This is a genomic window from Rathayibacter sp. AY2B9 (genome assembly GCF_002931595.1).
Classification (GTDB): Bacteria; Actinomycetota; Actinomycetes; order Actinomycetales; family Microbacteriaceae; genus Rathayibacter.
The window spans coordinates 28,990-53,329 of sequence record NZ_PSUB01000019.1; the positions used below are offsets into that span (position 1 = coordinate 28,990).

The window sequence follows — 24,340 nt, forward strand, 5'->3', positions numbered from 1 at the left end:
CACCGTGCGTGCGGACGACCCTCCCGCGGAGGGATCAGAACAGGCCGCGCGGGGGCTCGATCGAGGCGAGGACGCCGGGAGCGGCGATCACGCTGAGGCGGCCGACCTCCTCCGGGGTCAGCTCGGGCAGGCGCTGCGCGAGGTCGAGGAAGCGCTCGATCTCGGACTCCTCGAGCACGTCGGCGGCGAGCGTGCGGAACTTCGACACGTACTGCTCGCGGCTGAACGGATGCGCGCCCAGCGGATGCGCGTCCGCCACCGCGATCTCGTCGACGATCGTCGTGCCGTCCGTCATCAGGATCTCGACGCGCGCGCCGAACGCCTTCTCGCCCGGATCGGTGGAGTGGTAGCGGCGCGTCCACTCCGCGTCCTCCTGCGTCGTGACCCGGTGCCAGAGCGCGATGGTGTCGGCGCGGGCGGCCCGCTCGGGGGCGTAGCTGTGCACGTGGTGCCAGGCGCCGTCCTGCAGCGCCACCGTGAAGATGTACGGCACGGAGTGGTCCAGCGTCTCGCGGGACGCGGCCGGGTCGTACTTCTGCGGGTCGTTCGCGCCCGAGCCGATCACGAAGTGCGTGTGGTGCGAGGTGTGCAGGACGATCCGCTCGACGCGCTCGGGATCGGCGGCCTCGGGGTGCGTGCGGTGCAGGCGGCGGGCGAGGTCGATCAGCGCCTGCGCCTGGTACTCGGCCGAGTGCTCCTTCGTGTACGTGTCGAGGATCGCGCGCTTGGCCTCGCCGCGGTCGGGCAGCGGGACGTCGTAGCTCGCGTCGGCGCCGTCGAGCATCCAGGCGATGACGCCGTCCTCGCCCTCGTAGATCGGCGACGGGCTGGTCTCGCCGCGCATAGCCCGGTCGACCGCCTCGATCGCCATCTTCCCCGCGAAGGCCGGCGCGTACGCCTTCCAGCTCGAGATCTCGCCCTTGCGCGACTGCCGCGTGGCGGTCGTCGTGTGCAGGGCCTGCGCGACGGCCTGCTCGATCGTCGCGACGTCGAGGCCGAGCAGCGTGCCGATCCCGGCCGCGGCCGAGGGGCCGAGATGCGCGACGTGGTCGATCTTGTGCCGGTGCAGGCTGATCGCGCGCACCAGGTCGACCTGGACCTCGTAGCCGGTGACGATGCCGCGGACGAGCTGCGCCCCGCCGATGCCCGCGTGCTGGGCGACGGCGATCAGCGGAGGGATGTTGTCGCCCGGGTGCGAGTACTCGGCCGCCAGGAACGTGTCGTGGTAGTCGAGCTCGCGCACGGCGACTCCGTTGGCCCAGGCCGCCCACTCGGGCGAGACCCGGCGGGCCGGGTCGACGCCGAGGACGACCGAGCCCTGGCCGCCGATGGAGGCGGGGTGCGCGAGAGCCTGCGCGCGGGCGGCGACGACCGGGCGGCGCAGGAGCGACGCGGTGGCGACGGCGGCGTTGTCGATGACCCGGTTGACCACCATCTCGGCGACCTCGTCGTCGATCTCGACCGGATCGGCGGCGACCTCGGCGAGCGCGTGGGCGAGCTGCCCGTGTCGCGGGAGCTCCTCGTCGCTGCGGTGGACGCGGACGTGGTGTTCGTGCACGGGCGGCTCCTTCGTCTTTCCCCCAGGCTATCGCCCGCCTCCGGCCCGGGCCTCGCGGGCAGAATGGGCGGATGTCCTCCCCCACGCGCGTCGCGGCGCTCGACTGCGGCACCAACTCCCTCCGCCTGCTGATCGCCGACGTGGAGGGCGGCCGCCTCCGGGACATCCAGCGCCGCACCGAGCTCGTGCGGCTGGGCCGCGGGGTCGACCGCACCGGCCGCTTCGACCCGGCCGCGCTCGAGCGGACCCTCGCCGTCACCCGCGAGTACGCGGCCGCCGCGCAGGAGGCCGGCGCCGAGCACCTCCGCTTCGTCGCCACCTCGGCCACCCGCGACGCGGCCGACCGCGAGGACTTCCTCGCCGCCGTCGAGCGGATCCTCGGCGTCACCCCGGAGACGATCTCCGGCGAGGAGGAGGCGCGGCTCTCCTTCCGCGGCGCGGTCTCGGCCGTCGACTCCGCCCGGCCCGTGCTGGTCGTCGACCTCGGCGGCGGCTCGACCGAGCTCGTGCTCGGCGGAGCGGAGCCGGAGCAGGCGCACTCGATGGACGTCGGCAGCGTCCGCCTGACCGAGCGCCACCGCCGGGCCGCCGCACCGACGGAGGGCGAGCGCGCGGCGATGCGGGCGGACGTGGGCGCCGCGCTGGCCGCCTCCTCCGTCGACCTCTCGCAGGCCCGGAGCGTCGTCGGCGTCGCCGCGACCGTGCTCACGATCACCGCGCACGTCCTCCGCACCACCGACCGCGCCGCGCTCGAGACGTCCCTCCCCCTCTCCGACGTCCTCGCCGCCTGCGACGAGCTCGCCGCGCTGTCTCCGGAGGGGACGGCGGCCCTCCCCTGGGTCCGCCCGGGGCGCGAGGACGTGCTGGCGGCCGGCGCGCTGGTCTGGGGCGAGGTCCTCCGCGCGGTCCACGAGGCGTCGCCGGGCGTCGACCGGGTCCACTCGACCGCGCACGACATCCTCGACGGCATCGCGCTCGGCCTCGCCTGACGCCCGCGCGGGTCAGGCGGTGAGGGCGCTCCCGGAGTCGCGCGGGAGCCGGGCGGCGGCGGCGAGCGGCACGAGGGTCAGCACCGCGAGGGCGAGGAAGGCGACGCGGTACGGGACGAGGCCGGGCCCGATCGCGGTGCCGACGGCGAGCGCCACCGCGCCCACCGCGACTCCGAGGCCGGCCGCGATCTGCTGCGTGGTGGCGTTGAGGGTGTTCGCGCCCGACATCCCCTCCTGCGGGACCTCGGCGAACGTGACGGTGTTGTAGGCCGTGAAGCCCGCCGAGCGGGCCACTCCGCTCAGCACCAGCAGCGCGACCACGAGCGCCACCGGAGTCGCCGGCTCGAGGAACGCCATCGCCGCCATGCACGCCGCCCCGACCGCGCTCGCCGCGACCAGCACCCCGCGGAAGCCGAGGCGCCGCAGCAGCGGAGTCGTGGCCGGCTTGATCGCCAGGTTGCCGGCGAAGAGCGCCAGCACCACGGAGCCGGCCTGCACCGGGCTCCAGCCGAACGCGTCCTGGAACAGCAGCGGGAGCAGGAACGGCACCGCGTTCACGGTCGCCCGGTAGAGCGATCCGCTCGCGTTGGCGACCCGGAAGGTGCGGAAGCGGAAGGCGTCGAGCCGCACGAGCGGATGCTCGGCGCGGCGCAGGTGCCGCACGGCGAGCGCCGTCACGACCGCGCCGACGAGCAGCGGCGCCACCGCCCGCCCGTCGAGCTCGGAGCCGGTGAGGAGCCCCGCCGCTCCGACCAGCGCGCCGAGCCCGACCGCGACGAGCACCAGCCCCGTGACGTCGAGCGGGGGCGGCGCGCTCTCGGCGGTGGCGGGGACGATCCGGCGCGCGATGGCGAACGCGACGACCCCGAGGGGCAGGTTGATCAGGAAGATCCAGTGCCAGGAGGCGACGGTCGTGAGCAGCCCGCCGAGGAACGGCGCGATCACGGGGGCGACCAGTCCCGGCCAGACCAGGATCGCGATGGCGTGGATGATCCCCTCCCGCGGAGTCGCCCGCAGCACCGCGAGCCGGCCGACCGGCACCATCAGCGCGCCGCCGACGCCCTGCAGGACCCGGGCGCCGACCAGAAGCGGCAGCGTGGGGCTGAGCGCGCAGAGCAGGGAGGCGAGGGTGAAGACGGCGATCGCGCTGGTGAAGACGCGGCGCACGCCGAAGCGCTCGCTGAGCCAGCCCGAGGCCGGGATGAGGACGGCGACGGTGAGGAGGAACGCGGTGACGGTGATCGAGACCGCGGCGGAGTCGACGCCCAGGTCGGCGGCGATCGCGGGCGCGGCGGTCGTCACGATCGTGGCATCGAGGTTCTCCATGAAGAAGCAGCCGGCGACGAGCAGCGCGAGGGAGCGGTGGCGGGGGTCCGTGCTGTCCTCCTCGTCGTGGGGCTGTCGGCGGCGAGCGTAGCGCGGCGACGGCGCGGCCGCCGGGCGGGTACCGTCGCAGCATGAGCGCTGCAGCCGAGACCAGGACGATCCAACTCCGACGCTACGAGCTGATGGACGGGGTGATGGACGACTTCCTCGCCTGGTTCCCCGAGCGGATCGTGCCGGCGCGCGAGGCCCACGGCTTCCGGATCGAGTTCGCCTACGCCGACCGCGAGGTGAACGAGTTCGTCTGGGCGGTCAGCACGGCCGGCGACGCCGACGCGTTCGCCGAGGTCGAGCGGGCGTACCTGGCCTCGCCCGAGCGCGACGCCGCCTTCGCGGGCGAGCCGAAGCGCGTCGCGGTGCAGCACGTGCGGCTGGTCGAGCGGATCGTCTGACTCGGGCGGCGTCCGAGCCGAGCGGCGTCCGACCCGGGCGCCGTCGTCTCCGGGGCGCCGCCGACTCCGGGCGCCGTCGGGTCCGGGCCCGTCAGCTCCGGGCGCGCCGCACGGCCGCGAGGACGCCGCGGACCACGAGCGTCCCGACCGCGATCGACCCGATCGCTCCGGTCAGGCGCGCCCAGACGTGCTTCGGCCGGTCGATCCCGGCACGGTCGGCGGGCGAGGGGAGCGAGGCGGGCGCAAGCGTGCGGCCCGCGGCTCCCGCCTCGGCCATGTGGGCGAGCCGGCGCACGGCCTCGCGGTTGCGGATCCAGAGGAACGAGTGCATCAGCGGCTTCGGGACGAGCGTGCCCGGGCCCTTCACGGGCGCCTCGTGCATCCGCACCTTCGCGCCGCGCGCGTGCGGTTCGACCTCGACGCGCACCCGGGCCTCGCCGAGCGGCCAGCCGGCGGCCTGGATGACCATCCGGCGCGGCGGGTCCCACTCGAGGACCGTGGTGCGGTCGTCGATCACGAGCGGCCAGAGGCCGAAGGAGTGGTGCAGCTGCGAGCCCACGTGCGGGAAGTCGGCGTCGACCTTCCGCATCCGCGACGCGCCTACGACCCAGCTCGGGAACAGCCAGCCGGAGGCGAGCACCGCGAAGACGGACTCGGGCGGGCAGTGGACGACGCGGGTGGTGCGGGACATCGCGGACTCCTTCGAGTGGTGGTGGGGCGCGTGGCGGCGCCGTCCCTCAGCCTGGCAGGCCGGGGGCGGCGACGGGCGCAGCGCATCGGCGGCGGCTCAGGCCGGGTGCGCCTCCGGCGACAGGTCGGGCGACTCGCGCACCCCGAACTCGTGCCGCAGCGCGCTGCGGGCGGCGTGCCAGCCGGCCATGCCGTGCACGCCCGGCCCGGGCGGGGTGGACGAGGAGCAGAGGTAGAGCCCCTTCGCGGGCGTCCGCCACGGGTCGGTCGTGGGGACCGGGCGCGAGAGCAGCTGCGCGACGCTCGCGGCTCCGGCGGCGATGTCCCCGCCCAGGTAGTTCGGGTTGTAGGCCTGCATGTCGCGGGCGGTCATCGAGGAGGCGCCGATCACGCGGTCGCGGAACCCGGGGGCGAAGCGCTCGATCTGGGCGGTGATCGCCTCCTGCTGGTCGGCGGGCGAGTACCGGGGGACGTGCGTGTACGCCCAGAGGACGTGCTTGCCCTCGGGCGCCCGGGTCGGATCGACGATCGAGGGCTGCGCCACCAGCACGTAGGGGCTGCGGCTGTGCCGGCCGCGCTTCACGTCGCGCTCGGCGGCCGCGATCTCGGCGCGGCTGCCTCCGACGTGCAGCGTGCCCGCGCCGGCGAGCTCCGGGTTCGTCCACGGCACCGGCCCGTCGAGGGCGAAGTCGACCTTGGCCACGCCGTTGCCGTAGCGGAAGCGCTGAAGTGCCGCCGCGTACGCCGGGGGCAGCCGGTCCCCCGCCATCGCGAGCAGCGCCGTCGGCGTGCCGTCGACGAGCACGGCGCGGGCCGGGGGCAGCTCCGAGAGCGAGGTCACCTCGACGCCGGTCTCGATGGTGCCGCCGTGCGCCCGGAGGTCGTCGGCGAGCGCGTCGACGATCGACTGGCTGCCTCCGATCGGCACCGGCCAGCCGCGCGCGTGGGCGTAGGCGCCGAGCGCCAGGGCGGCCGCGGCCGTCGACGGGCTCGGCATCGGGCGGATCGAGTGCGCGGCGACCCCGGAGAACATCGCCGGTGCGACGTCCTCGCGGAAGCGCAGGTTCCACACCGGGGTGCCCTGCTCGAGCACCCGCAGTCCGAAGCGGATCAGCACGCTCGGGTCCGTCGGGATCCGCAGCAGCGCGTCGTTGGTGAAGCCCGCGACGCGGTCGGCCCGCTCGGAGAGAGGTCCCATCAGGGCGCGCCACGCCGCTCCGTCGCGCCCCAGCGCCTCGACCGTGCGGTCGAGGTCGCGGTAGGCGATGCCCGCGCGGCCGCCGTCGAGCGGATGCGCGTACGAGATCTCGGGGACGACCAGCTCGATGCGCCGGTCGAGCCCGAAGGCGCGGAAGAAGCCGGACGCGAGGGCCATCGGGTGCACCGCCGAGCAGACGTCGTGGTGGAAGCCGGGCAGCGTCAGCTCCGCCGTGCGCGCGCCGCCGCCGATCGTCTCGTTGCGCTCGAGCACGGTGACCGAGAGCCCGGCCCGCGCGAGCGTGACCGCGGCGGCGAGGCCGTTGGGCCCCGCCCCGATGACGACGGCGTCGACCACGGTCACTTCCTCCGCAGGGCCGAGACGACGCCCGCGGCGCCGGCGGCGAGGGCCGCGGCGGCCCCCGCGTAGCTCAGGGCGCGGTGGCGGATCATCCAGATCTGGGGCGTCATGGTGTGCGCGCGGTCGCTGAAGAGGCCGCGGGCGCCGTGATCGCCGGGGACCGGCTCATACACGTTGTTCGGGAGCATCGGCTCCGTCTTGTCGGGGGCCTGCTGACCGTCGAAGGCGTTGCGGGCGAGGTACCAGTCCATGAAGCGCCCGGCGAAGCGGTCGCCGAGGATGGTGCCCGCGGTCGGCTCGCCGACCCAGGTGCGGCGGCGCGGCTTGTCGGCCACGTCGGCGATCGCGATCGCGCCCACCTCGGGCTCGTAGATCGGCGGCACGGGCTGCGGGTGGTGCGGCAGCTGCGACTTCACCCAGTTGAACTGGATGGTGTTGAGCGCCGGCATGTCGACCTCGGACAGGCGCACGCGGCTCTTCGCGTGCAGCAGCTCCGCGGTGACGGCCTCGGTGAAGCCTCGGGCGCCGAACTTGGAGGCGCAGTACGCGGCCTGCAGCGGGATGCCCCGGTGCGCGAGGGCGGAGCCGACCTGGATGACGTGCCCGCGGTCGCGCGGGGTCATCCGGGAGAGGGCTGCGCGGGTGCCGTTGACGAAGCCGAAGAAGTTGACGCCCACGGCGCGCTCGAAGTCGGCGGGCTCGGTCGAGAGGAACTCGCCGAAGACGCCGACCATCGCGTCGTTGACCCACAGCTCGATCGGGCCGAGCTCGGCCTCGACCCGGTCGGCCGCCGACTCGACGGCCTCGCGGTCGGCCACGTCGGTCGGGATGCCCAGCCCGCGCCGGCCCTTCTGCTCGATCTCGGCCACCGTGGCCGCCAGTCCGTCCTCGCCGCGCGCCAGCACGGCGACGTCCCAGCCGCGGGAGGCGAGCTCGCGGACCGTGGCGCGTCCGAGCCCCGCCGTGCCGCCCGTGACGACGGCGACTCCGCGGCTCATGCGCGGGCCTCGCGGGAGGAGATCTCGAGGCGGGGTTGCTGCGTCATGGTGCGGGCTCCTTCGTGAGGGCGCGGTGTGCGTCGGGAGTCCCACGCTAGGCGGGAGCGGCGGCGCGGCGCGCGGGGTTGCGCCCGATCGGTGGAGAGCTCGGTGGATCCGCGCCCGGGGAGGAGAATCGCTCCCGACAGCTCCCGGCTCTCCTCCAGAGACCGCCGCCAGACTGACGCCCGCCCGAGCACCCTCCGACCGGATCGACGCATGACCTCTCTCCTCGACCTGAGCCTCGTCTCCGGCCCCCTCGTCGTCGCCGTCTACGTGCTCGCGATCGGAGCGCTCCTCCTCCTGCTCGCCGCCCACGTCCGCGCTCCCCGCCGCGGGCGCTCCCGACGCGGCGGGATCGCCGTCGCGGTCCTCCTCCTGGGCCTGATCGGCGGCGCCGCCCTGGCCGCCCTCGTCGACGGGCCCGACGGCCCGTTCGGCGTCGACTTCACGCCGGTCACCCGGGTCGCGATCGGCCTCGGGATCGGCGGATTGGGCGTCGCCCTGGTCGTCCTCGGGCACGCGATCGCCCGCCGCCGCGCGCGGGGGGTTCTCGCATCGCTCGCGGCCGGAGTGCTCGTCGTCGCGGCGGCCGCGATGACCGTCAACATCGACTTCGGCCAGTACCCCACGGTGCGCAGCGCGCTCGGGATCAGCGCGTACTCCGACTCCTCCGTGCCGGTCGCCGCCGCGGACGGACCGCACTCGGACCTCGCGACCTGGACGGCCCCGGCCGGGATGCCCGCCGTCGGCTCGGTCTCGACGGTCGCCATCCCCGCCACCGCGTCGGGCTTCCCGGCCCGCGACGCCGTGGTCTACCTCCCGCCCGCGGCCCTCACCGCGACCCCGCCGCTGCTGCCGGTGATGATCATGCTCTCGGGGCAGCCGGGGTCGCCCTCCGATCCGCTCTCGACCGAGAAGTTCCAGCAGACCCTCGACGCCTACGCCGCCGCGCACGCCGGCCTCGCGCCGATCGTCGTGTCGCCCGACCAGCTGGGCGATCCGGACAAGAACCCGATGTGCGTCGACTCGCCGCTCGGGAAGTCGGCCACCTACCTCACCGTCGACGTCCCGAACTGGATCCGCGCCAACCTGCCGGTGCTCGGCGACGCGCAGCACTGGGCGATCGGCGGCCTCTCGCAGGGCGGGACCTGCTCGATCCAGCTCGGCGCCGGCCACCCGTCGCTCTTCGGCAACATCGTCGACGCCTCGGGCGAGCTCGCGCCGACCCTCGGCAGCGAGGCGGCGACGGTCGCGCAGGGGTTCGGCGGCGACCAGGCCGCCTACGAGGCCGCGAAGCCGGTGAACGTCCTCGCGGCGAACGCCCCCTACACCGGCACCGTCGCGATCTTCGGAGTCGGCGCCGAGGACACCTCGTTCCTCCCCGGAGCGAAGACCGTCTACGCCGCGGCCGTCGCCGCCGGCATGAGCGCCACCTACCTCGAGGTGCCGGACAGCGCCCACGACGTCACGGCGTGGTCGGCGACCTTCGACAAGGGCCTCGAGATCCTCGCCGACCGCTGGAAGCTCGTCCCCGCCTCCTGAGCGGCTCCGGGCCTCAGGCGCTCTCGACCAGCCGGACCGCCGCCTCGATCCCGCCGCTCCACGGCGCTCCGTGGCCCGGCACCACCCAGCGCGCCCCGGTGGGCAGGAGCGCCCGGAGCGACGCGAGCGCCTGCTCCGGCTCGTCGGTGAAGGGCGCGGGCTGCGGACCCGTGCGGCCGGTGAGCACGTGGCGGGTGGTCAGCCCGTCGCCGACGAAGACCGCGTCGGCCAGCGGCACGTGCACGGCGATGCTCCCCGGGGAGTGACCCGGGAGCGCGATCACGCGAGGAGCGCCCGGCAGGTCGAGCGTCTGCCCGTCGTGCACCTCGACGACCTCGGTGAGCGGCGGGACCGTCGCGATGCCCTTCCGCAGCGCGTAGGCCGCGAAGCCGAGGAGCGGCAGGACGCGCAGCCGCGGTGTCGCGGTCCTCGGCTTCGCCCCGCCCTTCGCCCGCTCGGCGTCGGCGGCGTGCACGTGGACCGGCACGCCGTGATCGCGGCGCAGGCGCTCGGCGAAGCCCACGTGGTCGGAGTCGCCGTGGGTCAGCACGACGCCGCGCACGTCGTCGAGGGTGCGGCCCATCGCGCGCAGCTCGGCCAGGAGCTCCGGCCAGAGACCGGGCAGGCCGGCGTCGATGAGCGTGACGCCCTCGTCGGTGTGGACGAGGTGGACGGCGACGATGTCGGTGCCGATGCGTCGCAGGTGGGGTCCGAGTTCCATGATGGCTACGCTAGTTAGCCATCATGGCTACTGTCAATAGCTATACTCAGCCCATGCCCACTCCCGACCGCACCTCCCTCGAGGCGATCGTGCGCGCCGCCGGCGAGCTCCTCGAGCGCGACGGGCTCGCCGGGGTCACGATGCAGGCCGTCGCGCAGAGCGTCGGAGTCCGCGCCCCCTCCCTCTACAAGCGCGTCGAGGGGCGCGAGACGCTGATCCGCCTCGTCGCCGCGGACGCCCTGACCGTGCTCGCCGACCGCCTCGCCGACGCCCCGGACGCCGCCGCGCTCGCCGACCGCCTCCGCGTCTTCGGCCACGAGCGGCCGGCCGCGTTCCTCCTCGTGATGGCCCCCGCTCCCGGCACGCCCGTCGCCGCCCAGGAGTACCGCGACGCGGCGAGCGCCCGCCTGCTGGACCTCACCGCGCAGCTGGCGGGCGAGGAGGACGCCCTCGAGGCGGCGCGCACGCTGACCGCCTGGGCGACGGGGTTCATCGGGATGGAGATCACCGGCGCCTTCACCCTCGGCGGCGACGTGGAGAGCGCCTGGCGCTTCGGGCTGGGGCGGATCGTCTCCGCGCTCGCTCCGGCCGCGTCGCGCTGAGCGCCGCCGCTCAGGCCCGGCGGAGCGCCGCCTCGTCCTCGAGGAACCGCGGACGGCACGCGACGATCCCGCTGACCAGCAGCACCGCCACTCCGGCGAACAGCAGCGCGTACGCGCCGCTCCAGTCCCCCTGCGCCTCGTAGAGCACGCCGATCAGCAGCGGACCGAGGCAGGCGAGCCCGTAGCCGAGCCCCTGCGTGGCGCCGGAGAGGGTCGAGGAGCCGGTGGTCGTCCGCGTCCGCGCGTTCACGAGCGTCAGCGTCATCGGGAACGTGCTGACGCCGAGCCCGAGGCAGACCACCCACGCCACGGCACCCTCCAGCGGAGCGACGACGAGGCCCGCGTAGCCGACGGCGAGCAGCACGCAGCACACCACCACGACCACGACCGGGTTGCGCATCCCCAGAGTCAGCGGCGGCACCACGAAGGCGGCGGCGAGGCCGAACACCGAGAACAGCGCCAGCAGCGCCCCGCCCTGCGCCGGATCCGCGCCCGCGTCGACGAGGATCGTCGGCAGCCAGGTGATGATCCCGTAGGTGTGCAGACCGGTCATCCCGAGCATCAGCACCATCGCCCAGAGCAGCGGCGTGCGCCACGCCCCGTCCACGCGGCCGCCGGCGGCGGCCGGAGCCGCCCCGCCTCCTCCGCGGGCCGCGAGCGCCGCCCAGAGCAGGCAGGCCGCGGCCGTCATCACGGCCCAGATCCCGATCGCCCAGCGCCACCCCGCCGTCGAGGCCAGCGGCACCGCGACCAGCGGAGCGACGAACTGGCCCACCTGCAGCAGCGCCAGGTAGAGCGAGCTGACCGTCTTGATCCGCTCGGCGAAGTACCGCTTCACGATCGGCACGATGAGCACGTTCGTGGTGCCCACGCCCGCGAAGGCGACGACGGTCGAGAGCACCAGAGCGACCGGGCTCGGGCTGAGCGCGCGGAGGGCGATGCCCAGTGTGGTCACCAGCGTCGCGATCGCGAGCGTGCGCTCCAGGCCGATCCGGCGCGAGACGGCCGCGGCGACGAAGCCGAAGACGGCGAAGGAGGCGGTGACGATCGTCCCCAGCGCCCCGTAGAGCGAGGGCCCGAAGCCGAGATCGGCGCCGATCGTGTCGAGCAGCGGGCTGAAGCCAGTGACGGCGGTGCGGAGGTTCAGCGCGGTGATCGCGATGGCGGCGAGGGCCAGGAGGGCGGTGGCGCGGAGCGTCGGTGCTGCGGTCATGGAGTCCCCGAGAGATAGGATGATGGGATGAATCCTGGCGAGTCTAGCCCCGCGGCGCCGTTCCAGCGCGAGAGCGTGATCGACCACGTCACGGCGCTGTTCCACGAGGAGATCCGCTCCGGCCGCTGGGCCGTCGGCGAGCGGATCCCGGTGGAGGCCGAGCTCGCCCGCTGGACCGGCGCCGGACGCAACTCCGTCCGCGAGGCCGTCCAGGCCCTCGTGCAGGCGGGCCTCGTGCGGCGGGAGCAGGGGCGCGGCACGTTCGTCACCGCGCGCTCGCAGCTCGCCGAATCGCTGCGCCGCCGCATCCCGAGCGCCGCCCGCCGGGAGGGCCTCGAGCTGCGGTTCGCGATCGACGGGGCGACGGCCGCGCTGGCGGCCGAGCGCCGCACCGGGGAGGACGTCGCCTCCCTCCGCGCCCTGCTGGCCCGCCGGGCCCGCTCGTGGGAGGCGCCGGAGCTCGCCGAGCGGATCGCCGCGGACACCGCGCTGCACCGGGCCGTCGTCGTCGCGACCCACAACGACCTGTTCGTCGAGCTCTACGACGGCCTCACCGGCATGTTCGAGTCGGTGCTGGAGGAGGACGTCGTCGGCGAGGAGGACGTGCACGCCCGGCAGCACGCCGAGCTGGTCGAGGCGATCGCCGCAGGCGACGCCGAGGGGGCGCGGCGCCGGATCGAGGAGCTGCTCGCGCCGCTGCTGGCCGAGGCGCAGCAGGGCGGCGGCTGAGGGGGATGCTCCGAGGCGGGCGGCGGGCGGCACGCGCTCACGGCCGGCGTCGTGCCGCCCGGCGAGCGGGATCCGATGAGTGGGATCAGCCCCGCGGACGACGGGTCGACCAGAGCGCCCACGCCACCAGCAGCGGCTGGAACGCGAGGCGCACGGCGCGCTTGCGGTCGGTGTCGAGGCCGAAGGCGCTCGTCCGCGTCACCCACTGCGAGACGTTGCCCGGGAAGATCGCGGTGAAGAAGGCGGCGGCCGCGGCTCCGACCAGCGGCGCCCGTCGGCGCGCGAGCACCAGCGAGGCGCCCAGGCCGATCTCGACCACGCCCGAGGCGAGCACGACCGCGTCCTTGTCCAGCGGCACCCACTCGGGCACCTGCGCCTGGAACTCCTCCCGCTTGCGGGTGAGGTGGCTCACCCCCGCGAAGAGGAGGGCGGAGCCGAGGAGCACCTTGGCGCCGGTGCGGAGGAGGGAGGGGGAGGAGGATGTCATGCGCTCCATCGTTCCCGATGCGGGCCGCCGCCGCCGACGTGGCGCGGCCACTGCGCACGAACGTGCCGGTGTCGGAGGCGGCGCCTAGTCTGATCGCGTGACTGACCGCATCCTCGTCCTCACCACCGGTGGCACCGTCGACAAGGAGTACTCGCTCGCGGGCGAGCTCGAGATCGGCGCCCCGATGGTGCCGCGCCTGCTCGCCCCGGTGCTCACCACGCTCGAGTTCCGCGTCGAGGAGGTCCTCGCCAAGGACAGCCTCGAGCTCGACGACGCCGATCGGGCCCTCATCCGCGAGCGGGTGCTCGCCGCCGAGGAGGACCGGATCGTCCTCACCCACGGCACCGACACGATGACCGCGACGGCCGAGGCCCTCGGCGTCGTCCGCGATCGGGTGGTCGTCCTCACCGGCGCGATGCAGCCCGCACGGATGCTCGACAGCGATGCCGCGTTCAACCTCGGCACCGCGGTGGCCGCCGTGCAGCTGCTGCCGCCGGGCGTCTACCTCGCGATGAGCGGGCGGGTGCTGCCCGCCGGCTCCGTGGTGAAGGACCGGTCGATCGGCGTGTTCCTTCCGGCCTGAGCCGAACGCCGGGCCAGGGTCGCCCACGGACGGGCTCCCGGCCGGACCACCCTCAGGCCTCGGCGAGCCCCGCGGTGCAGGCCGCGCAGAGCCCGAAGACGTCCACGACGTGGTGCGCGTCCGTGAATCCGTTCTGCGACGCGACCGAGCGCGCCCACTCCTCGACCTCGTCGGCCGCGATCTCGACCGTCAGCCCGCAGCGGCGGCAGATCAGATGGTGGTGGTGCGTCCCCGGCGTGCAGGCGCGGTAGAGGCTCTCGCCCTCGGGCGACTGCAGCGAATCGGCCTCGCCCTCCACGGCCAGGTCCGAGAGCGCACGGTAGACCGTCGCGAGCCCGATCGGCGAGCCGGAGGCGTGCAGCGCACTGTGCAGGCCCTGGGCGCTGACGAAGTCCTCGCGACGCCCGAGGGCCTCGCGCACCGCCTCGCGCTGCCACGTGTTGCGCTTGACCACTGGACCACCTCCACTCCGCACGACCCGGGCCACGCTACCGCCCCCCGCCGACGGCCAGCCGGGAGCGCCGGACGCCCTTGCGGCCGATGATCCGGCAGACCGCGTAGATCGCGAACGAGATCGTCGTCACGTAGGGGCTGATCGGGATCGATCCGCCCAGCGCGAGCAGGATGCCGCCCACCAGCGCGCCGACGGCGAAGAGCACGCTCAGCAGCGGCACGACCACCGGCGAGGCGGAGAGGCGCAGTGCCGCGGCCGCCGGCGTCACCAGGATCGCGAGCACGAGCAGCGAGCCGACGATCTGCACCGAGACGGCGACCGCGAGGCCGAGCAGGAGCATGAACGCGATCGAGAGCGCCCGGGTGGGGATGCCGCGCGCGGCCGCCACGTCGGCGTCGACGCTCGCGAAGGTGAGGGGGCGCCAGATCAGCGCGAGACCGGCGAGGACGACCACCGAGATGCCGATCAGCCACCCGAGCTGCGGGTCGTCGACCGCGACGATCTGCCCGGTGAGCAGGCCGAACTTGTTCGCGCTGCGGCCCGGGTAGAGGGCCAGGCAGAGGATGCCGATGCCGAGTCCGAAGGGCATCAGCACCGCGATGATCGAGTTGCGGTCGCGGGCGCGCGAGCCGAGCACGCCGATCAGGACCGCCGCGATCAGCGAGCCGACGATCGATCCCTCGACGACGCCGACGCCCAGCAGCAGCCCCGCGGACGCCCCCGCGAACGAGAGCTCGCTGATGCCGTGGACCGCGAAGGCCATGTCGCGCGACATCACGAAGACGCCGATGAGCCCGCCGACCACTCCGAGGACCGCGCCGGCGATCACCGAGTTCATCAGGAGCGACAGCAGCGCTCCGTAGTCCGAGAAGTCGAAGATCTGCGACCAGACGTCCGTCACGACTGCCCCTCCTCCTGCTCGTGCACGTGCGAGTGGTCGGGGGCGCCGACCACGATGACCCGGCCCCGGGCGCGGATCACGTCGACGGGTGCGTCGTAGAGCTCGCTGAGCACCTCCGAGCGCAGGACCTCGTCGGGGGTGCCGATCCGGAACCGCCCGCCGGCGAGGTAGAGCACGCGGTCCACCATGCCGAGCACCGGATTCACGTCGTGCGTGACGAAGAGGACGCCGAGGTTCCGCTCGCGGCGGTGCCGGTCGATCAGCTCGCTGACCGCTCGCTGGTGGGCGAGGTCGAGCGCGATCAGCGGCTCGTCGCAGAGCAGGAGCGCCGGGTCGCCCGCGAGCGCCTGGCCGACGCGGACGCGCTGCTGCTCGCCGCCGGACAGGCTGCCGATGGGGGCGTCGGCGAAGGCGGTGGCGCCGACGGCCTCGAGCAGCGCGTCGACGGCCGCGCGCCGGGAGCGGGAGGGCAGGGGCAGGCCGAACCGGTGGCCGTCGATCCCGAGCCCGAGCAGATCGCGGGCGCGCAGCGGAGTGCCCTCGTCGGCGAGCTTCTGCTGCGGGATGTAGCCGATGCGCCGGTTGCCGCGGTGCACGGGCTCGCCGAGCACCTGCAGCTCCCCCGCGCTCAGCTGCTGCTGGCCGAGCACCGCGCGCAGGAGGCTCGTCTTGCCGGAGCCGTTCGCGCCGAGCACCGCGACGAACTCGCCGGCGCGCACGTCGAGGTCGACGCCGCTCCACAGCTCGCGGTCGCCGAAGCGGAGGCCGGCGCCGCGCAGCCGCAGCACGGACGCCGAAGGGCCCGCCTCCGGGGAGACGGGCCTGGTCGGGGAGTCGTGGCTCACTGGGAGAGGGCTCCCTCGATCGCGTCGAGGTTGGCGGTCATCCAGCCGGTGTAGTCGTCGCCCTCGGGCAGCGTCTCGGTGACGGGGACGGCCGGGATCCCGGCGGCTTTCGCGGCGTCGAGCACCGCGTCCGTCTGCGCGCCCTCGGTCTGCTCGTTGTAGATCAACGCGTCGACGGCCTCGCCGGAGAACAGCGCCAGCGTCTCCTGGAGCGTGGTCGCGGGGACGTCGGTGCCCTCCTCGACCGCCTCGCTGAAGGCCTCGGGAGTCGCGTCGGTCAGGCCGAGCGCATCGGTCATGTACAGCGGGACGGGCTCGGTGATCGCGATGGAGCGGCCGGAGAGCGTGCCCTTCAGCTCGCCCTCGCGGGCGATCAGGGCGTCGAGCCCCTCGTCGAGGGTGGCGAGATTGGCGGAGTAGGCGGAGGCGTTGTCGGGGTCGAGCGCGGCGAGCTCGTCGCCGATCCGCCCCGCGACCTCCTTCATCACCGAGAGGTCGTACCAGACGTGCTCGTTGAACTCCGCGTGCTCGTGCCCGCCCTCCGACTCCTCCTCCTCCTCCTCCGCGTGGTCGTGGACGTCCTCCAGGCCGGCGATCACGGTGGCCGTGATGACGGGGGCCTCGGTGCCGGCCGCGCTGATCATGGTGTCGAGGAAGTGGTCGTAGCCGCCGCCGTTCTCGATCACGAGGGTCGCGCCGGACACGGCGAGCTGGTCGCGGGCGGTGGCCTCGTACTCGTGCGGGTCCTTGTCCGGGCTGTCGATGATGCTGGTCACCTCGACCAGGTCGCCGCCGATGCTCGAGACGAGGTCGCCGTAGACGTTCGTCGACGCGACGACCTTCACGGGCCCGCCCGCGGCGGCGGCGGAGGAGCTGTCGGAGGCGCTGCCCGCTCCGGAGCAGCCGCTCAGGAGGAGCGCGGTGCCGCCGAGGAGGGCGGTGAGGGCGAGGAGGCGGGTCTTCACGGTGAGCCGATCTGGGTCAGGGGCCGGGCGGGTGCCCCCACGCTAACGGCTATTGATAACGATTGTCAAAATCGTGCAGAGGCGCCCGCCGGTCATCCGCGGACACACGCGGACACGGGGCGACACGCGCCTCGCTCCGGACACCTAGCCCCTGGCACAGTCGCTGCACACCGCCCCCCGACGAGACGAGGACACCGTGACCACCACCGCACCCACGACCGCCGGCGCCGACGCCGCGACGACGATCGGCGCCGCCGCCGAGCACTGGTCGGCCGCACCCCGGCCCGACTCCCCTGACGCCTGGCTCGTCCGCGCCGAGGAGGTCGCCGCCGTGCTCGCGACCGACGCCCTCGAGCGCGACCGCGCCGGCGCCGCCCCCTTCGCCGAGGTCGCCCTGCTCAAGGCGGCCGGCCTCGTCACGCTGCTCGGGCCCGCCGAGCACGGCGGCGGTGCCCAGGAGTGGACCACCGCCCTCCGCGTCGTCCGCACCGTCGCGCGCGGCGACGGCTCGATCGGCCAGCTGCTCGGCTACCACTACCTCTGGGCCTGGGCGGCCCGCCTCGTGGGGACCCCCGAGCAGATCATCGCGGTCGAGCAGCTCGCGACCGAGGGGGACCTCCTCTACGGAGGCGCGGTGAACCCGCGCGACTCCGACCTCACCGTGCGGGAGGAGGGCGACGAGCTGGTCTTCACCGGCCGCAAGTCGTTCTCGACCGGCGGCGTGGTCAGCGACCTGACCGTGCTCGAGGGGGTGCTCGAGGGGACGGACACCCACCTCTTCGCGATCGTCCCCACCGCTCAGGAGGGGATCGTCTTCGGCCGCGACTGGGACAGCCTCGGCCAGCGGCTCACCGAGTCCGGCTCCGTCGAGATCCGCGGCGTCCGCGTGCCGTGGGCGGCGGCGGCCGGCTTCGTCGACAAGGTCTACCGTCCGCTCGTCTACAACACCCTCAACGTGCCCGTCATCCAGCAGGTCTTCGCCGAGTTCTACCTCGGCATCGCGCAGGGAGCGCTCGAGCGCGCGGCGCAGTACACCCGCGAGCGCACCCGGGCCTGGCCGTACGGCGGCGACGACAAGGAGCGCGCCGGCGACGAGTGGTACGTGCTCGAGGGATACGGCGACCTGCAGTCCCGGCTCTGGGCCGACGAGGCGCTGATCGACGCGACGGGGGCCGCGCTCTCGGCCGCGCTGCACGCTCCGCGCGAGGAGCTGACGCCTCGGCGCCGCGGCGAGATCGCCGTGCGGATCGCCGCGGCCAAGGCGCGGATCGTGGAGGACGGCCTCGCGACGGCGACCCGCGTCTTCGAGCTGACCGGCGCCCGCGCCTCCGCGAGCTCGGTCGGACTCGACCTCTACTGGCGGAACCTCCGCACCCACTCCCTGCACGATCCGCTGCCCTACAAGCGCCGCGAGGTCGGCGTCTTCGCCCTGCTCGACACCGTCCCCGAGCCCAGCTGGTACACCTGATCGGCCGCGGGGCGCGTCCTGCTCCGGCGGCGCGCCCCGCCCGCACGCCGCCCCGGCGTCGATCCGCGACAGGCCGGAGCGGAGCCCCGGGGTAGCGTGAGGGCCGAGCGGAGGGAGGACCGTGGCCGTCACGCTGCACGACGTCGCCCGCGCCGCCGACGTCTCGATCAAGACCGTCTCGAACGTGATCAACGATTATCCGCACGTGCGCCCGGCCACCCGCTCCCGGGTGCAGGCGGCCATCGCGCAACTGGGCTACCGCCCCAACCTCTCCGCGCGGAGCCTGCGCCGCGGCCGCACCGGCGTGATCGGCCTCGCCCTGCCGGAGCTGAGCCTCCCCTACTTCGCCGAGCTCGCCGACAGCGTGATGCGCGCCGCCGACGAGCGCGGCCTGACGGTGCTGATCGAGCAGACCGGCGGCGACCCCGAGCGCGAGCGGAGCGTCCTGGCGAGCGAGCGCCGGCAGCTCACCGACGGCCTGCTCTTCAGCCCGCTGGGCCTCGCCGACGAGGACGCGCTCGCGGTCGGCTTCCCCCTGGTGCTGCTCGGCGAGCGGATCTTCACCGGGCTGGTCGACCACGTCACCATGCAGAACACCGCGGCGGCGCACGCGGCCACCGCGCACCTGCTCGCCTCCGGAAGGCGCCGGATCGTGGCGCTCGGGACCCACCCCGACGCCGCCGTCAGCTCGGCGTCGCTCCGCCTCGAGGGCTACCGCGCCGCGCTCGCCGAGGCCGGCATCGCCTACGACGAGCGGATGATCGGCGTCTCGGGCCCGTGGCGGCGCTCCGGCGGCGCCGAGGCGATGCGCCGCGTGCTCGCCTCCGGGCTCGACTTCGACGCCGTGTTCGCACTCAACGACACCCTCGCGCTCGGCGCGGTCCGCGCGCTCCAGGAGGCGGGGGTCCGCGTCCCCGAGGAGGTGGCGGTGATCGGCTTCGACGACATCGACGAGGCGGGCTACTCCTCCCCCAGCCTCTCCACCGTGGACTCGGGGCGCGACGAGATCGCGCGCACCGCGGTCGAGGTGCTGCAGGCCCGGATCGAGGGCACCCGCACCGGCCCCGGGACGCTCCACGAGGCGGCGTTCACCGTGGTCGCCCGGGAGTCGACCGCGGGCCGGCCGATCGCGGAGGACCCGCCGGTCGGCCGGGCGTCGGCCGGGGCCTAGGCGCAGGTCCCGCTGCCGCAGATCTCGCGGCGGATCCACGCTCCCGCGTCCGCGACGGCCAGCTCGCCGCGGCGGAGGAGCCGACTCCACTCCACGGCCCGCGTCGTCAGCCGGTCGTCGGCCGAGCCGCGGACGTCGCCGCCGACGGTCCGGAGGAACAGGTGCGCGAGCGGGCCGCCGAGGTACAGCGTGGCGCCCGCGACGCCGGCGAAGTGGCGGGCCTGGCCGCGGGTGCCGTCGTCGTAGGGGCGGCGGAAGCCCTTCCCCCGGACCCGGTTGCGGCCGCCGTGCGCCAGGTCGAGGGCGCCGAGCGGGGCACTGCGGATGCCGGCGACGTCCTTCGCGACGGCCGCGAGGAACGCCCGCGGGCGGGGATGCGACGCCGCGAGGGCGTCGGCGCGGTCGGCGAGCTCGGAGCAGGCGTCGGTGACGGCATCGGAGGAGGGCACCCGCCCAGTCGAGCACAGGTGCGCTGAGCGGCGGCGGGGAGACGCGACGCCCGAAGAGGTCTGCCGCAGTCGGCAGCGGCGAGCAGCGAGGCAGGAGGGGGCCGGTGCCGCTCTTGACAGCGGCCGAGCCGGGGCGGACCATCGTGTACAACGTTAGAAAGACCACTCGCCGCCGAGCCGCTGCGGGAGCCCGAAGCCCGAAAGGCCCTCATGACCGACGCCCCCGCCGCCACCGCGCGCATCAGCCTCGACCCCGCCGCGGTCGTCGCCCCCGTCACTCCGCGCCTCTTCGGCTCGTTCGTCGAGCACCTCGGCCGCTGCGTGTACGACGGCATCTACGAGCCCGGCCACCCCGCCTCGAACGAGGACGGGTTCCGCCTCGACGTGGTCGAGCTGGTCAAGGAGCTGGGCACCACGACGATCCGCTACCCCGGCGGCAACTTCGTCTCGGGCTACCGCTGGGAGGACGGCGTCGGCCCGCGCTCCGAGCGCCCCCGCCGCCGCGACCTGGCCTGGCACTCGCTCGAGACCAACGAGGTCGGGCTGGACGACTTCGCGAAGTGGGCGGAGCTGACCGGCAGCGAGATCATGTACGCCGTCAACCTCGGCACCCGCGGCGTCCTCGAAGCGCTCGACGTCCTCGAGTACGCCAACGGACCGGCCGGCACCGCTCTCGCCGACCAGCGCATCGCCAACGGCGGGACCGAGCCCTACGACATCCGCATGTGGTGCCTCGGGAACGAGATGGACGGCCCCTGGCAGGTCGGCCACATGAGCGCCGACGACTACGGCAAGCTCGCCTCCCGCACCGCCAAGGCCCTCAAGATCGCCGACCCCTCGCTCGAGCTGGTCGTCTGCGGCTCGTCGAGCTCGTCGATGCCGACCTTCGGCGAGTGGGAGCGCGTGGTCCTCGAGCACGCGTACGACGACGTCGAGTACGTCTCGTGCCACGCCTACTACCAGGAGTACGACGGAGACCTCGGCTCCTTCCTCGCCTCCTCCCTCGACATGGAGTACTTCATCGCGACCGTCGCGGCGACCGTGGACCACGTGAAGTTCAAGCTCAAGAAGACGAAGGACATCAAGCTCTCCTTCGACGAGTGGAACGTCTGGTACCTCGAGGAGTGGCAGGCCAAGGAGAAGGCCGACGCCGAGGGCGACCAGAGCACCCGCGAGTGGGCCTACGCCCCGCGCCTGCTCGAGGACGTCTACTCCGTCGCCGACGCCGTCGTCCTCGGCAACCTGATGATCACGCTGCTGAAGAACTCCGACCGGGTCACCTCCGCCTCCCTCGCGCAGCTCGTCAACGTGATCGCGCCGATCATGACCGAGCCGGGCGGAGCCGCGTGGCGCCAGACCACGTTCTTCCCGTTCTCGACCACCGCGCGTCTGGCCTCCGGCTCGGTGCTGCGCCCCCGGATCGACGCGGGGACCTACTCGACCGCCCGCCACGGCGACGCTCCGCTCATCGACTCCGTCGCCACCGTCGACAAGGGCCGCGCGGCCGTCTTCCTGGTGAACCGCTCGCAGACGGAGCCGATCGAGGTCACCGTCGACGTCAGCGGCCTCGGAGTCTCGAGCATCGCGGAGGCGGTGGCCCTGTTCGACGAGGACCCCTACGCGAAGAACACCCGCGACGACCAGGACCGCGTGCGCCTGCGCGAGGCCCCGGCATCGCTCGAGGACGGCGTGCTGACGCTGACCCTCCCGCCCGTCTCGTGGACGGCGGTCGCGCTCACGGCGTAGCGGCGTCCGACCCGCGGGACCGCGTCCGGCTTCCCGGAGCCGCGCGGTCCCGCGGGCCCCGTCGCGAACCGTCCCGGCTCAGGCCGCGGGCCACAGCGGGGAGGAGGCGCTCGAGCTGGTCCGCGAGGTCGTCCGCCACCCCCACCAGTACGTGGCGGGGATCGGGCTCGACAACCTCGAGACGGCGGGTCCGCCCGAGCGCTTCGCCGACGCCTACCGCCTCGCCGGGGAGGCCGGCCTGGGCCGGACCGCCCACTCCTCCGAGCACGCCCCGACCGCGGCCGACACGACGACCTGCCTCGATCTGCTGGGCTGCGACCGGATCGACCACGGCTACTTCGTCCTCGAGGACCCCGCCGTCGTCGAGCGCGTCCGCGAGCAGGGCGTCGTGTTCACCGTCGCCTCGACGACCTCGCGCCGCTCCTGGCGGCCCTGGCGGCGCGCGTCCATCCGGGCGATGCTCGACGCGGGACTGCAGGTCGTGCCGTGCTCCGACGATCCCGGGATGTTCCCGACCACGCTCGCCGACGAGTACCGCCTCGCCGCCGGCCCGATCGGCGCGACCGCCGCGCAGCTGCGCGCGATGGCGCTCACCGGAGCGGAGGCCTCCTGGCTGCCCGCCGACGAGAAGGAGAGTCTGCGCGCGTCGTTCGCCTCGGAGCTGGACGCGCTGGACGCGGAGTTCGGGCTCGTCTGAGGCCCGGGACGCGACGGGCTCCCCGCCCTGACAGAGTGGACGGATGAGCCCCCTCCCCGATCCCCTGGCCTTCGACCTCGAGGCGCTGCGCCGGGAGGTGCTGCCGGACGACGGGGGCGAGGTCGACGACAGCGTCCCCGCGCTCGCGGACGCCGACCCGGGACTCTGCGCGATCGCGCTCGTCCTGCCCGACGGGTCCGTCCGCGCGAGCGCCGACGCGGAGGCGCGGTTCAGCATCCAGTCGGCCGTCAAGCCGTTCCTGTTCGCGCTCGCGCTCCTCGACACCGGCGGTGACGCGCTCGACCGCGTCGGCATCGAGCCCACCGGCGAGGCCTTCGACGCCCTCAAGCTCGAGAGCGGCACCGGGCGCCCGCCGAACCCGATGGTCAACGCGGGAGCGCTGCTGACCGCCGCCCTGGTCGACGGCGGCGACGCCGACGGCCGGAGCGAGCGGATCCTCCGCGGCCTCTCCGCCTTCGCCGGCCGCCCGCTCTCCGTCGACGAGAGCGTCGCCGCCGACGAGCACCTCCTCGGCGACCGGAATCACGCCCTCGCGCACCTGATGCGCGCGGAGGGCACCCTGCACCGCAGCGCCGACGACGCCGTCTCCGCGTACGCCCGGGCGTGCGCCGTGCTGGTCGACGTCCGCGACCTGGCCGCGATGGGCGCGACGCTCGCGTTCGGCGGCGTGCACCCGGGGACCGGCGAGCGGGTCGTGCCGGCCTCGGTCGCGCGCGACGTGATCGCGGTCATGGCGACGTGCGGCGTCTACGACGGCTCGGGCCGCTGGATGCGCGCGGTCGGCGTCCCCGCCAAGTCGAGCGTCTCGGGCGCCCTCGTCCTCTCCGCTCCCGGCCGCCTCGGCGCCGCCGTCGTCAGCCCGCCGCTGGACCCCCAGGGCACCAGCGTCCGCGGCGCCCGCGTCGCCGCCCGCCTGAGCGACGCCCTCGCCCTGCACTCCTTCGCCGTCTCCCCCCGCTGACCGCTGCCGTTCCCCCGCTCTCCCCGCTCCACGAAACGCCCCCACCTCGTACAGCCGACCGCGGAGCGCATGACGACGAAGGAGGAATCCGCTCAATCGAGCACCGCCGAGCTCACCGCCGAATCGCGTTCCAGCGATTCGCCGTAGCGGTACGCTCCCCCGCTCCACGACACGCCCCCACCTCGGAAAGCCGACCGCGGAGAGGATGACGACGAAGGAGGAATCCGCTCAGTCGAGCAGCAGCGCCGGTTCCTCCAGCACGCTGGCGACGTCGGCGACGAAGCGGCTGACGACGTCGCCGTCGACGACGCGGTGGTCGAAGGAGCCGCCGACCGTGGTGACGAAGCGGGGGCGGACCTCGCCGTCGACGACCCAGGGCTTCTGCTTGATCGTGCCGAGGGCGATGATCGCGACTTCGCCGGGGTTCAGGATCGGGGTGCCCGTGTCCATCCCGAACACGCCGATGTTGGTGATGGTGATGGTGCCGTTCTGCATGTCGGCGGCGGTGGTCTTGCCGTCGCGGGCGTCGAGGGTGAGCTTCTCGAGGGCCTGGGCCAGTTCGAGGAGGCTCATCGACTGGGCGTCCTTGACGTTGGGGACGAGCAGTCCGCGCGGGGTGGCCGCGGCGATGCCGAGGTTGACGTAGTGGCGGACGACGATCTCGGTGTCGGTCCAGGCGGAGTTGACGGTGGGGTTGCGGCGGACGGCCCAGATGATGGCCTTGGCCATGATGAGCAGCGGCGAGACCTTGACGCCGGCGAAGTCGGGCGAGTTCTTGAGGCGCTTGACGAACTCCATGGTGCGGGTCGCGTCGACGTCGACGAAGACGCTGACGTGGGGCGCGGTGAACGCGCTCGTCGACATCGCGGCGGCGATCGCCTTGCGGACGCCGCGCACGGGGATGCGCTCCTCGCGGTCGTCGCCCCAGGCGGGGGTCTGGATGTTGCGGAAGACGCTGGCCTGGGAGGCGTGGCGGATGACGTCGTCGCGGGTGACCTCGCCGGCGAGGCCGGTGGCCTGCACCTCGAGGAGGTCGACGTCGAGGTCCTTCGCGAGCTTGCGGATCGGCGGCTTCGCGATGACGGGGAGCGCGGCGGCGGCCGGCACGGAGGCGGGCCGGGCCGGGGCCGCCGGGCGGGCGGCGGGCGCGGCGGCCGGGGCGGTGGCGCCCGGTC

The 24,340-nt window shown here is 74.4% G+C and carries 24 protein-coding genes and 1 pseudogene; 11 read left to right on the top strand and 14 right to left on the bottom strand.

Features of this window, described 5'->3' with window-relative positions; genetic code table 11:
• Positions 1 to 34: 34 nt before the first annotated feature.
• Positions 35 to 1,558 (bottom strand): MmgE/PrpD family protein, encoded by a 1,524-nt coding sequence (locus tag C5C25_RS14685; protein WP_104251037.1) that lies wholly within the window; start codon positions 1,556 to 1,558, stop codon positions 35 to 37.
• Between the two features lie 71 nt (positions 1,559 to 1,629).
• Here C5C25_RS14685 and C5C25_RS14690 point away from each other — a divergent pair, with 71 nt between their 5' ends.
• On the top strand, positions 1,630 to 2,547 hold the full coding sequence (locus C5C25_RS14690; protein ID WP_104251038.1) for an exopolyphosphatase: 918 nt from the start codon (positions 1,630 to 1,632) through the stop codon (positions 2,545 to 2,547).
• Positions 2,548 to 2,559: 12 nt separating this feature from the next.
• Here the strand turns inward: C5C25_RS14690 and C5C25_RS14695 are convergent, their stop codons facing one another.
• The gene (locus tag C5C25_RS14695) at positions 2,560 to 3,873 is read right to left on the bottom strand and encodes an MFS transporter (RefSeq protein WP_104251039.1); all 1,314 of its coding nucleotides are present in this window, start codon (positions 3,871 to 3,873) and stop codon (positions 2,560 to 2,562) included.
• A gap of 131 nt (positions 3,874 to 4,004) precedes the next feature.
• On the opposite strand from C5C25_RS14695, the gene C5C25_RS14700 reads away from it, so the two are divergent.
• Positions 4,005 to 4,322, top strand: coding sequence for an NIPSNAP family protein (locus C5C25_RS14700; RefSeq protein WP_104224531.1), 318 nt, complete (start codon positions 4,005 to 4,007; stop codon positions 4,320 to 4,322).
• Positions 4,323 to 4,413: 91 nt separating this feature from the next.
• On the opposite strand, the gene C5C25_RS14705 is transcribed toward C5C25_RS14700, so the two are convergent.
• From C5C25_RS14705 to C5C25_RS14715, 3 genes are all read right to left on the bottom strand, one after another.
• Positions 4,414 to 5,013 carry an SRPBCC domain-containing protein gene (locus tag C5C25_RS14705; RefSeq protein WP_104233566.1) on the bottom strand — a complete coding sequence of 200 codons (600 nt, stop codon included), beginning with the start codon at positions 5,011 to 5,013 and terminating at the stop codon, positions 4,414 to 4,416.
• Positions 5,014 to 5,109: 96 nt separating this feature from the next.
• Positions 5,110 to 6,567 carry a phytoene desaturase family protein gene (locus tag C5C25_RS14710; RefSeq protein ID WP_374953782.1) on the bottom strand — a complete coding sequence of 486 codons (1,458 nt, stop codon included), beginning with the start codon at positions 6,565 to 6,567 and terminating at the stop codon, positions 5,110 to 5,112.
• A gap of 2 nt (positions 6,568 to 6,569) precedes the next feature.
• The gene (locus C5C25_RS14715) at positions 6,570 to 7,568 is read right to left on the bottom strand and encodes an SDR family oxidoreductase (RefSeq protein ID WP_104251041.1); all 999 of its coding nucleotides are present in this window, start codon (positions 7,566 to 7,568) and stop codon (positions 6,570 to 6,572) included.
• A 258-nt stretch (positions 7,569 to 7,826) separates the two neighbouring features.
• On the opposite strand from C5C25_RS14715, the gene C5C25_RS14720 reads away from it, so the two are divergent.
• Positions 7,827 to 9,152: an esterase family protein gene (locus C5C25_RS14720; protein ID WP_104251042.1), complete on the top strand. Its 1,326-nt coding sequence runs from the start codon at positions 7,827 to 7,829 to the stop codon at positions 9,150 to 9,152.
• Positions 9,153 to 9,165: 13 nt separating this feature from the next.
• Here the strand turns inward: C5C25_RS14720 and C5C25_RS14725 are convergent, their stop codons facing one another.
• Positions 9,166 to 9,873, bottom strand: coding sequence for an MBL fold metallo-hydrolase (locus C5C25_RS14725; protein WP_104251043.1), 708 nt, complete (start codon positions 9,871 to 9,873; stop codon positions 9,166 to 9,168).
• A gap of 53 nt (positions 9,874 to 9,926) precedes the next feature.
• Here C5C25_RS14725 and C5C25_RS14730 point away from each other — a divergent pair, with 53 nt between their 5' ends.
• Positions 9,927 to 10,475 carry a TetR/AcrR family transcriptional regulator gene (locus C5C25_RS14730; protein ID WP_104251044.1) on the top strand — a complete coding sequence of 183 codons (549 nt, stop codon included), beginning with the start codon at positions 9,927 to 9,929 and terminating at the stop codon, positions 10,473 to 10,475.
• A gap of 10 nt (positions 10,476 to 10,485) precedes the next feature.
• Here the strand turns inward: C5C25_RS14730 and C5C25_RS14735 are convergent, their stop codons facing one another.
• Positions 10,486 to 11,688 carry an MFS transporter gene (locus tag C5C25_RS14735; protein ID WP_104251045.1) on the bottom strand — a complete coding sequence of 401 codons (1,203 nt, stop codon included), beginning with the start codon at positions 11,686 to 11,688 and terminating at the stop codon, positions 10,486 to 10,488.
• Positions 11,689 to 11,715: 27 nt separating this feature from the next.
• On the opposite strand from C5C25_RS14735, the gene C5C25_RS14740 reads away from it, so the two are divergent.
• Positions 11,716 to 12,417 (top strand): FadR/GntR family transcriptional regulator, encoded by a 702-nt coding sequence (locus tag C5C25_RS14740; protein ID WP_104227223.1) that lies wholly within the window; start codon positions 11,716 to 11,718, stop codon positions 12,415 to 12,417.
• Positions 12,418 to 12,502: 85 nt separating this feature from the next.
• On the opposite strand, the gene C5C25_RS14745 is transcribed toward C5C25_RS14740, so the two are convergent.
• A complete protein-coding gene (locus tag C5C25_RS14745) occupies positions 12,503 to 12,913 on the bottom strand; it encodes a hypothetical protein (protein WP_181027249.1) in 411 nt (136 codons plus the stop codon).
• 88 nt (positions 12,914 to 13,001) lie between these two features.
• Between C5C25_RS14745 and C5C25_RS14750 the strand changes: the two genes are divergently transcribed.
• Positions 13,002 to 13,487, top strand: a complete 486-nt coding sequence (locus C5C25_RS14750; protein ID WP_104224541.1) for an asparaginase domain-containing protein — start codon at positions 13,002 to 13,004, stop codon at positions 13,485 to 13,487.
• A 52-nt stretch (positions 13,488 to 13,539) separates the two neighbouring features.
• Here the strand turns inward: C5C25_RS14750 and C5C25_RS14755 are convergent, their stop codons facing one another.
• From C5C25_RS14755 to C5C25_RS14770, 4 genes are read right to left on the bottom strand one after another with little or no spacing between them, the layout of a single operon-like run.
• Positions 13,540 to 13,941 (bottom strand): Fur family transcriptional regulator, encoded by a 402-nt coding sequence (locus C5C25_RS14755; RefSeq protein WP_104224542.1) that lies wholly within the window; start codon positions 13,939 to 13,941, stop codon positions 13,540 to 13,542.
• Positions 13,942 to 13,975: 34 nt separating this feature from the next.
• Positions 13,976 to 14,779, bottom strand: a complete 804-nt coding sequence (locus C5C25_RS14760; protein ID WP_104251052.1) for a metal ABC transporter permease — start codon at positions 14,777 to 14,779, stop codon at positions 13,976 to 13,978.
• A gap of 59 nt (positions 14,780 to 14,838) precedes the next feature.
• Positions 14,839 to 15,687 carry a metal ABC transporter ATP-binding protein gene (locus C5C25_RS14765; RefSeq protein WP_104251046.1) on the bottom strand — a complete coding sequence of 283 codons (849 nt, stop codon included), beginning with the start codon at positions 15,685 to 15,687 and terminating at the stop codon, positions 14,839 to 14,841.
• Positions 15,684 to 16,652, bottom strand: a complete 969-nt coding sequence (locus tag C5C25_RS14770) for a metal ABC transporter solute-binding protein, Zn/Mn family (RefSeq protein ID WP_104251047.1) — start codon at positions 16,650 to 16,652, stop codon at positions 15,684 to 15,686. The genes C5C25_RS14765 and C5C25_RS14770 overlap by 4 nt, the downstream gene beginning before the upstream one ends.
• A 196-nt stretch (positions 16,653 to 16,848) precedes the next feature.
• Here C5C25_RS14770 and C5C25_RS14775 point away from each other — a divergent pair, with 196 nt between their 5' ends.
• Together C5C25_RS14775 and C5C25_RS14780 are read left to right on the top strand one after the other, a co-directional pair.
• A complete protein-coding gene (locus C5C25_RS14775) occupies positions 16,849 to 18,120 on the top strand; it encodes an acyl-CoA dehydrogenase family protein (protein ID WP_258069429.1) in 1,272 nt (423 codons plus the stop codon).
• A gap of 121 nt (positions 18,121 to 18,241) precedes the next feature.
• Positions 18,242 to 19,291: a LacI family DNA-binding transcriptional regulator gene (locus tag C5C25_RS14780; protein WP_104233558.1), complete on the top strand. Its 1,050-nt coding sequence runs from the start codon at positions 18,242 to 18,244 to the stop codon at positions 19,289 to 19,291.
• Here the strand turns inward: C5C25_RS14780 and C5C25_RS14785 are convergent.
• Positions 19,288 to 19,740 carry a hypothetical protein gene (locus tag C5C25_RS14785; RefSeq protein WP_104224546.1) on the bottom strand — a complete coding sequence of 151 codons (453 nt, stop codon included), beginning with the start codon at positions 19,738 to 19,740 and terminating at the stop codon, positions 19,288 to 19,290. The genes C5C25_RS14780 and C5C25_RS14785 overlap by 4 nt on opposite strands.
• A 210-nt stretch (positions 19,741 to 19,950) precedes the next feature.
• Between C5C25_RS14785 and C5C25_RS14790 the strand changes: the two genes are divergently transcribed.
• The 3 genes and pseudogenes from C5C25_RS14790 (at position 19,951) to glsA (ending at position 23,165) form a co-directional block, all read left to right on the top strand.
• On the top strand, positions 19,951 to 21,486 hold the full coding sequence (locus C5C25_RS14790) for an alpha-N-arabinofuranosidase (RefSeq protein ID WP_104251048.1): 1,536 nt from the start codon (positions 19,951 to 19,953) through the stop codon (positions 21,484 to 21,486).
• 109 nt (positions 21,487 to 21,595) lie between these two features.
• Positions 21,596 to 22,183, top strand: a pseudogene (locus C5C25_RS14795) (adenosine deaminase); the annotation flags it as partial.
• A 43-nt stretch (positions 22,184 to 22,226) separates the two neighbouring features.
• Positions 22,227 to 23,165 (top strand): glutaminase A, encoded by a 939-nt coding sequence (gene glsA, locus C5C25_RS14800; RefSeq protein WP_104251050.1) that lies wholly within the window; start codon positions 22,227 to 22,229, stop codon positions 23,163 to 23,165.
• A 228-nt stretch (positions 23,166 to 23,393) separates the two neighbouring features.
• Here glsA and C5C25_RS14805 read toward each other — a convergent pair.
• On the bottom strand, positions 23,394 to 24,340 hold a 947-nt coding region (locus tag C5C25_RS14805; RefSeq protein WP_104251051.1), incomplete at its 5' end, for a dihydrolipoamide acetyltransferase family protein.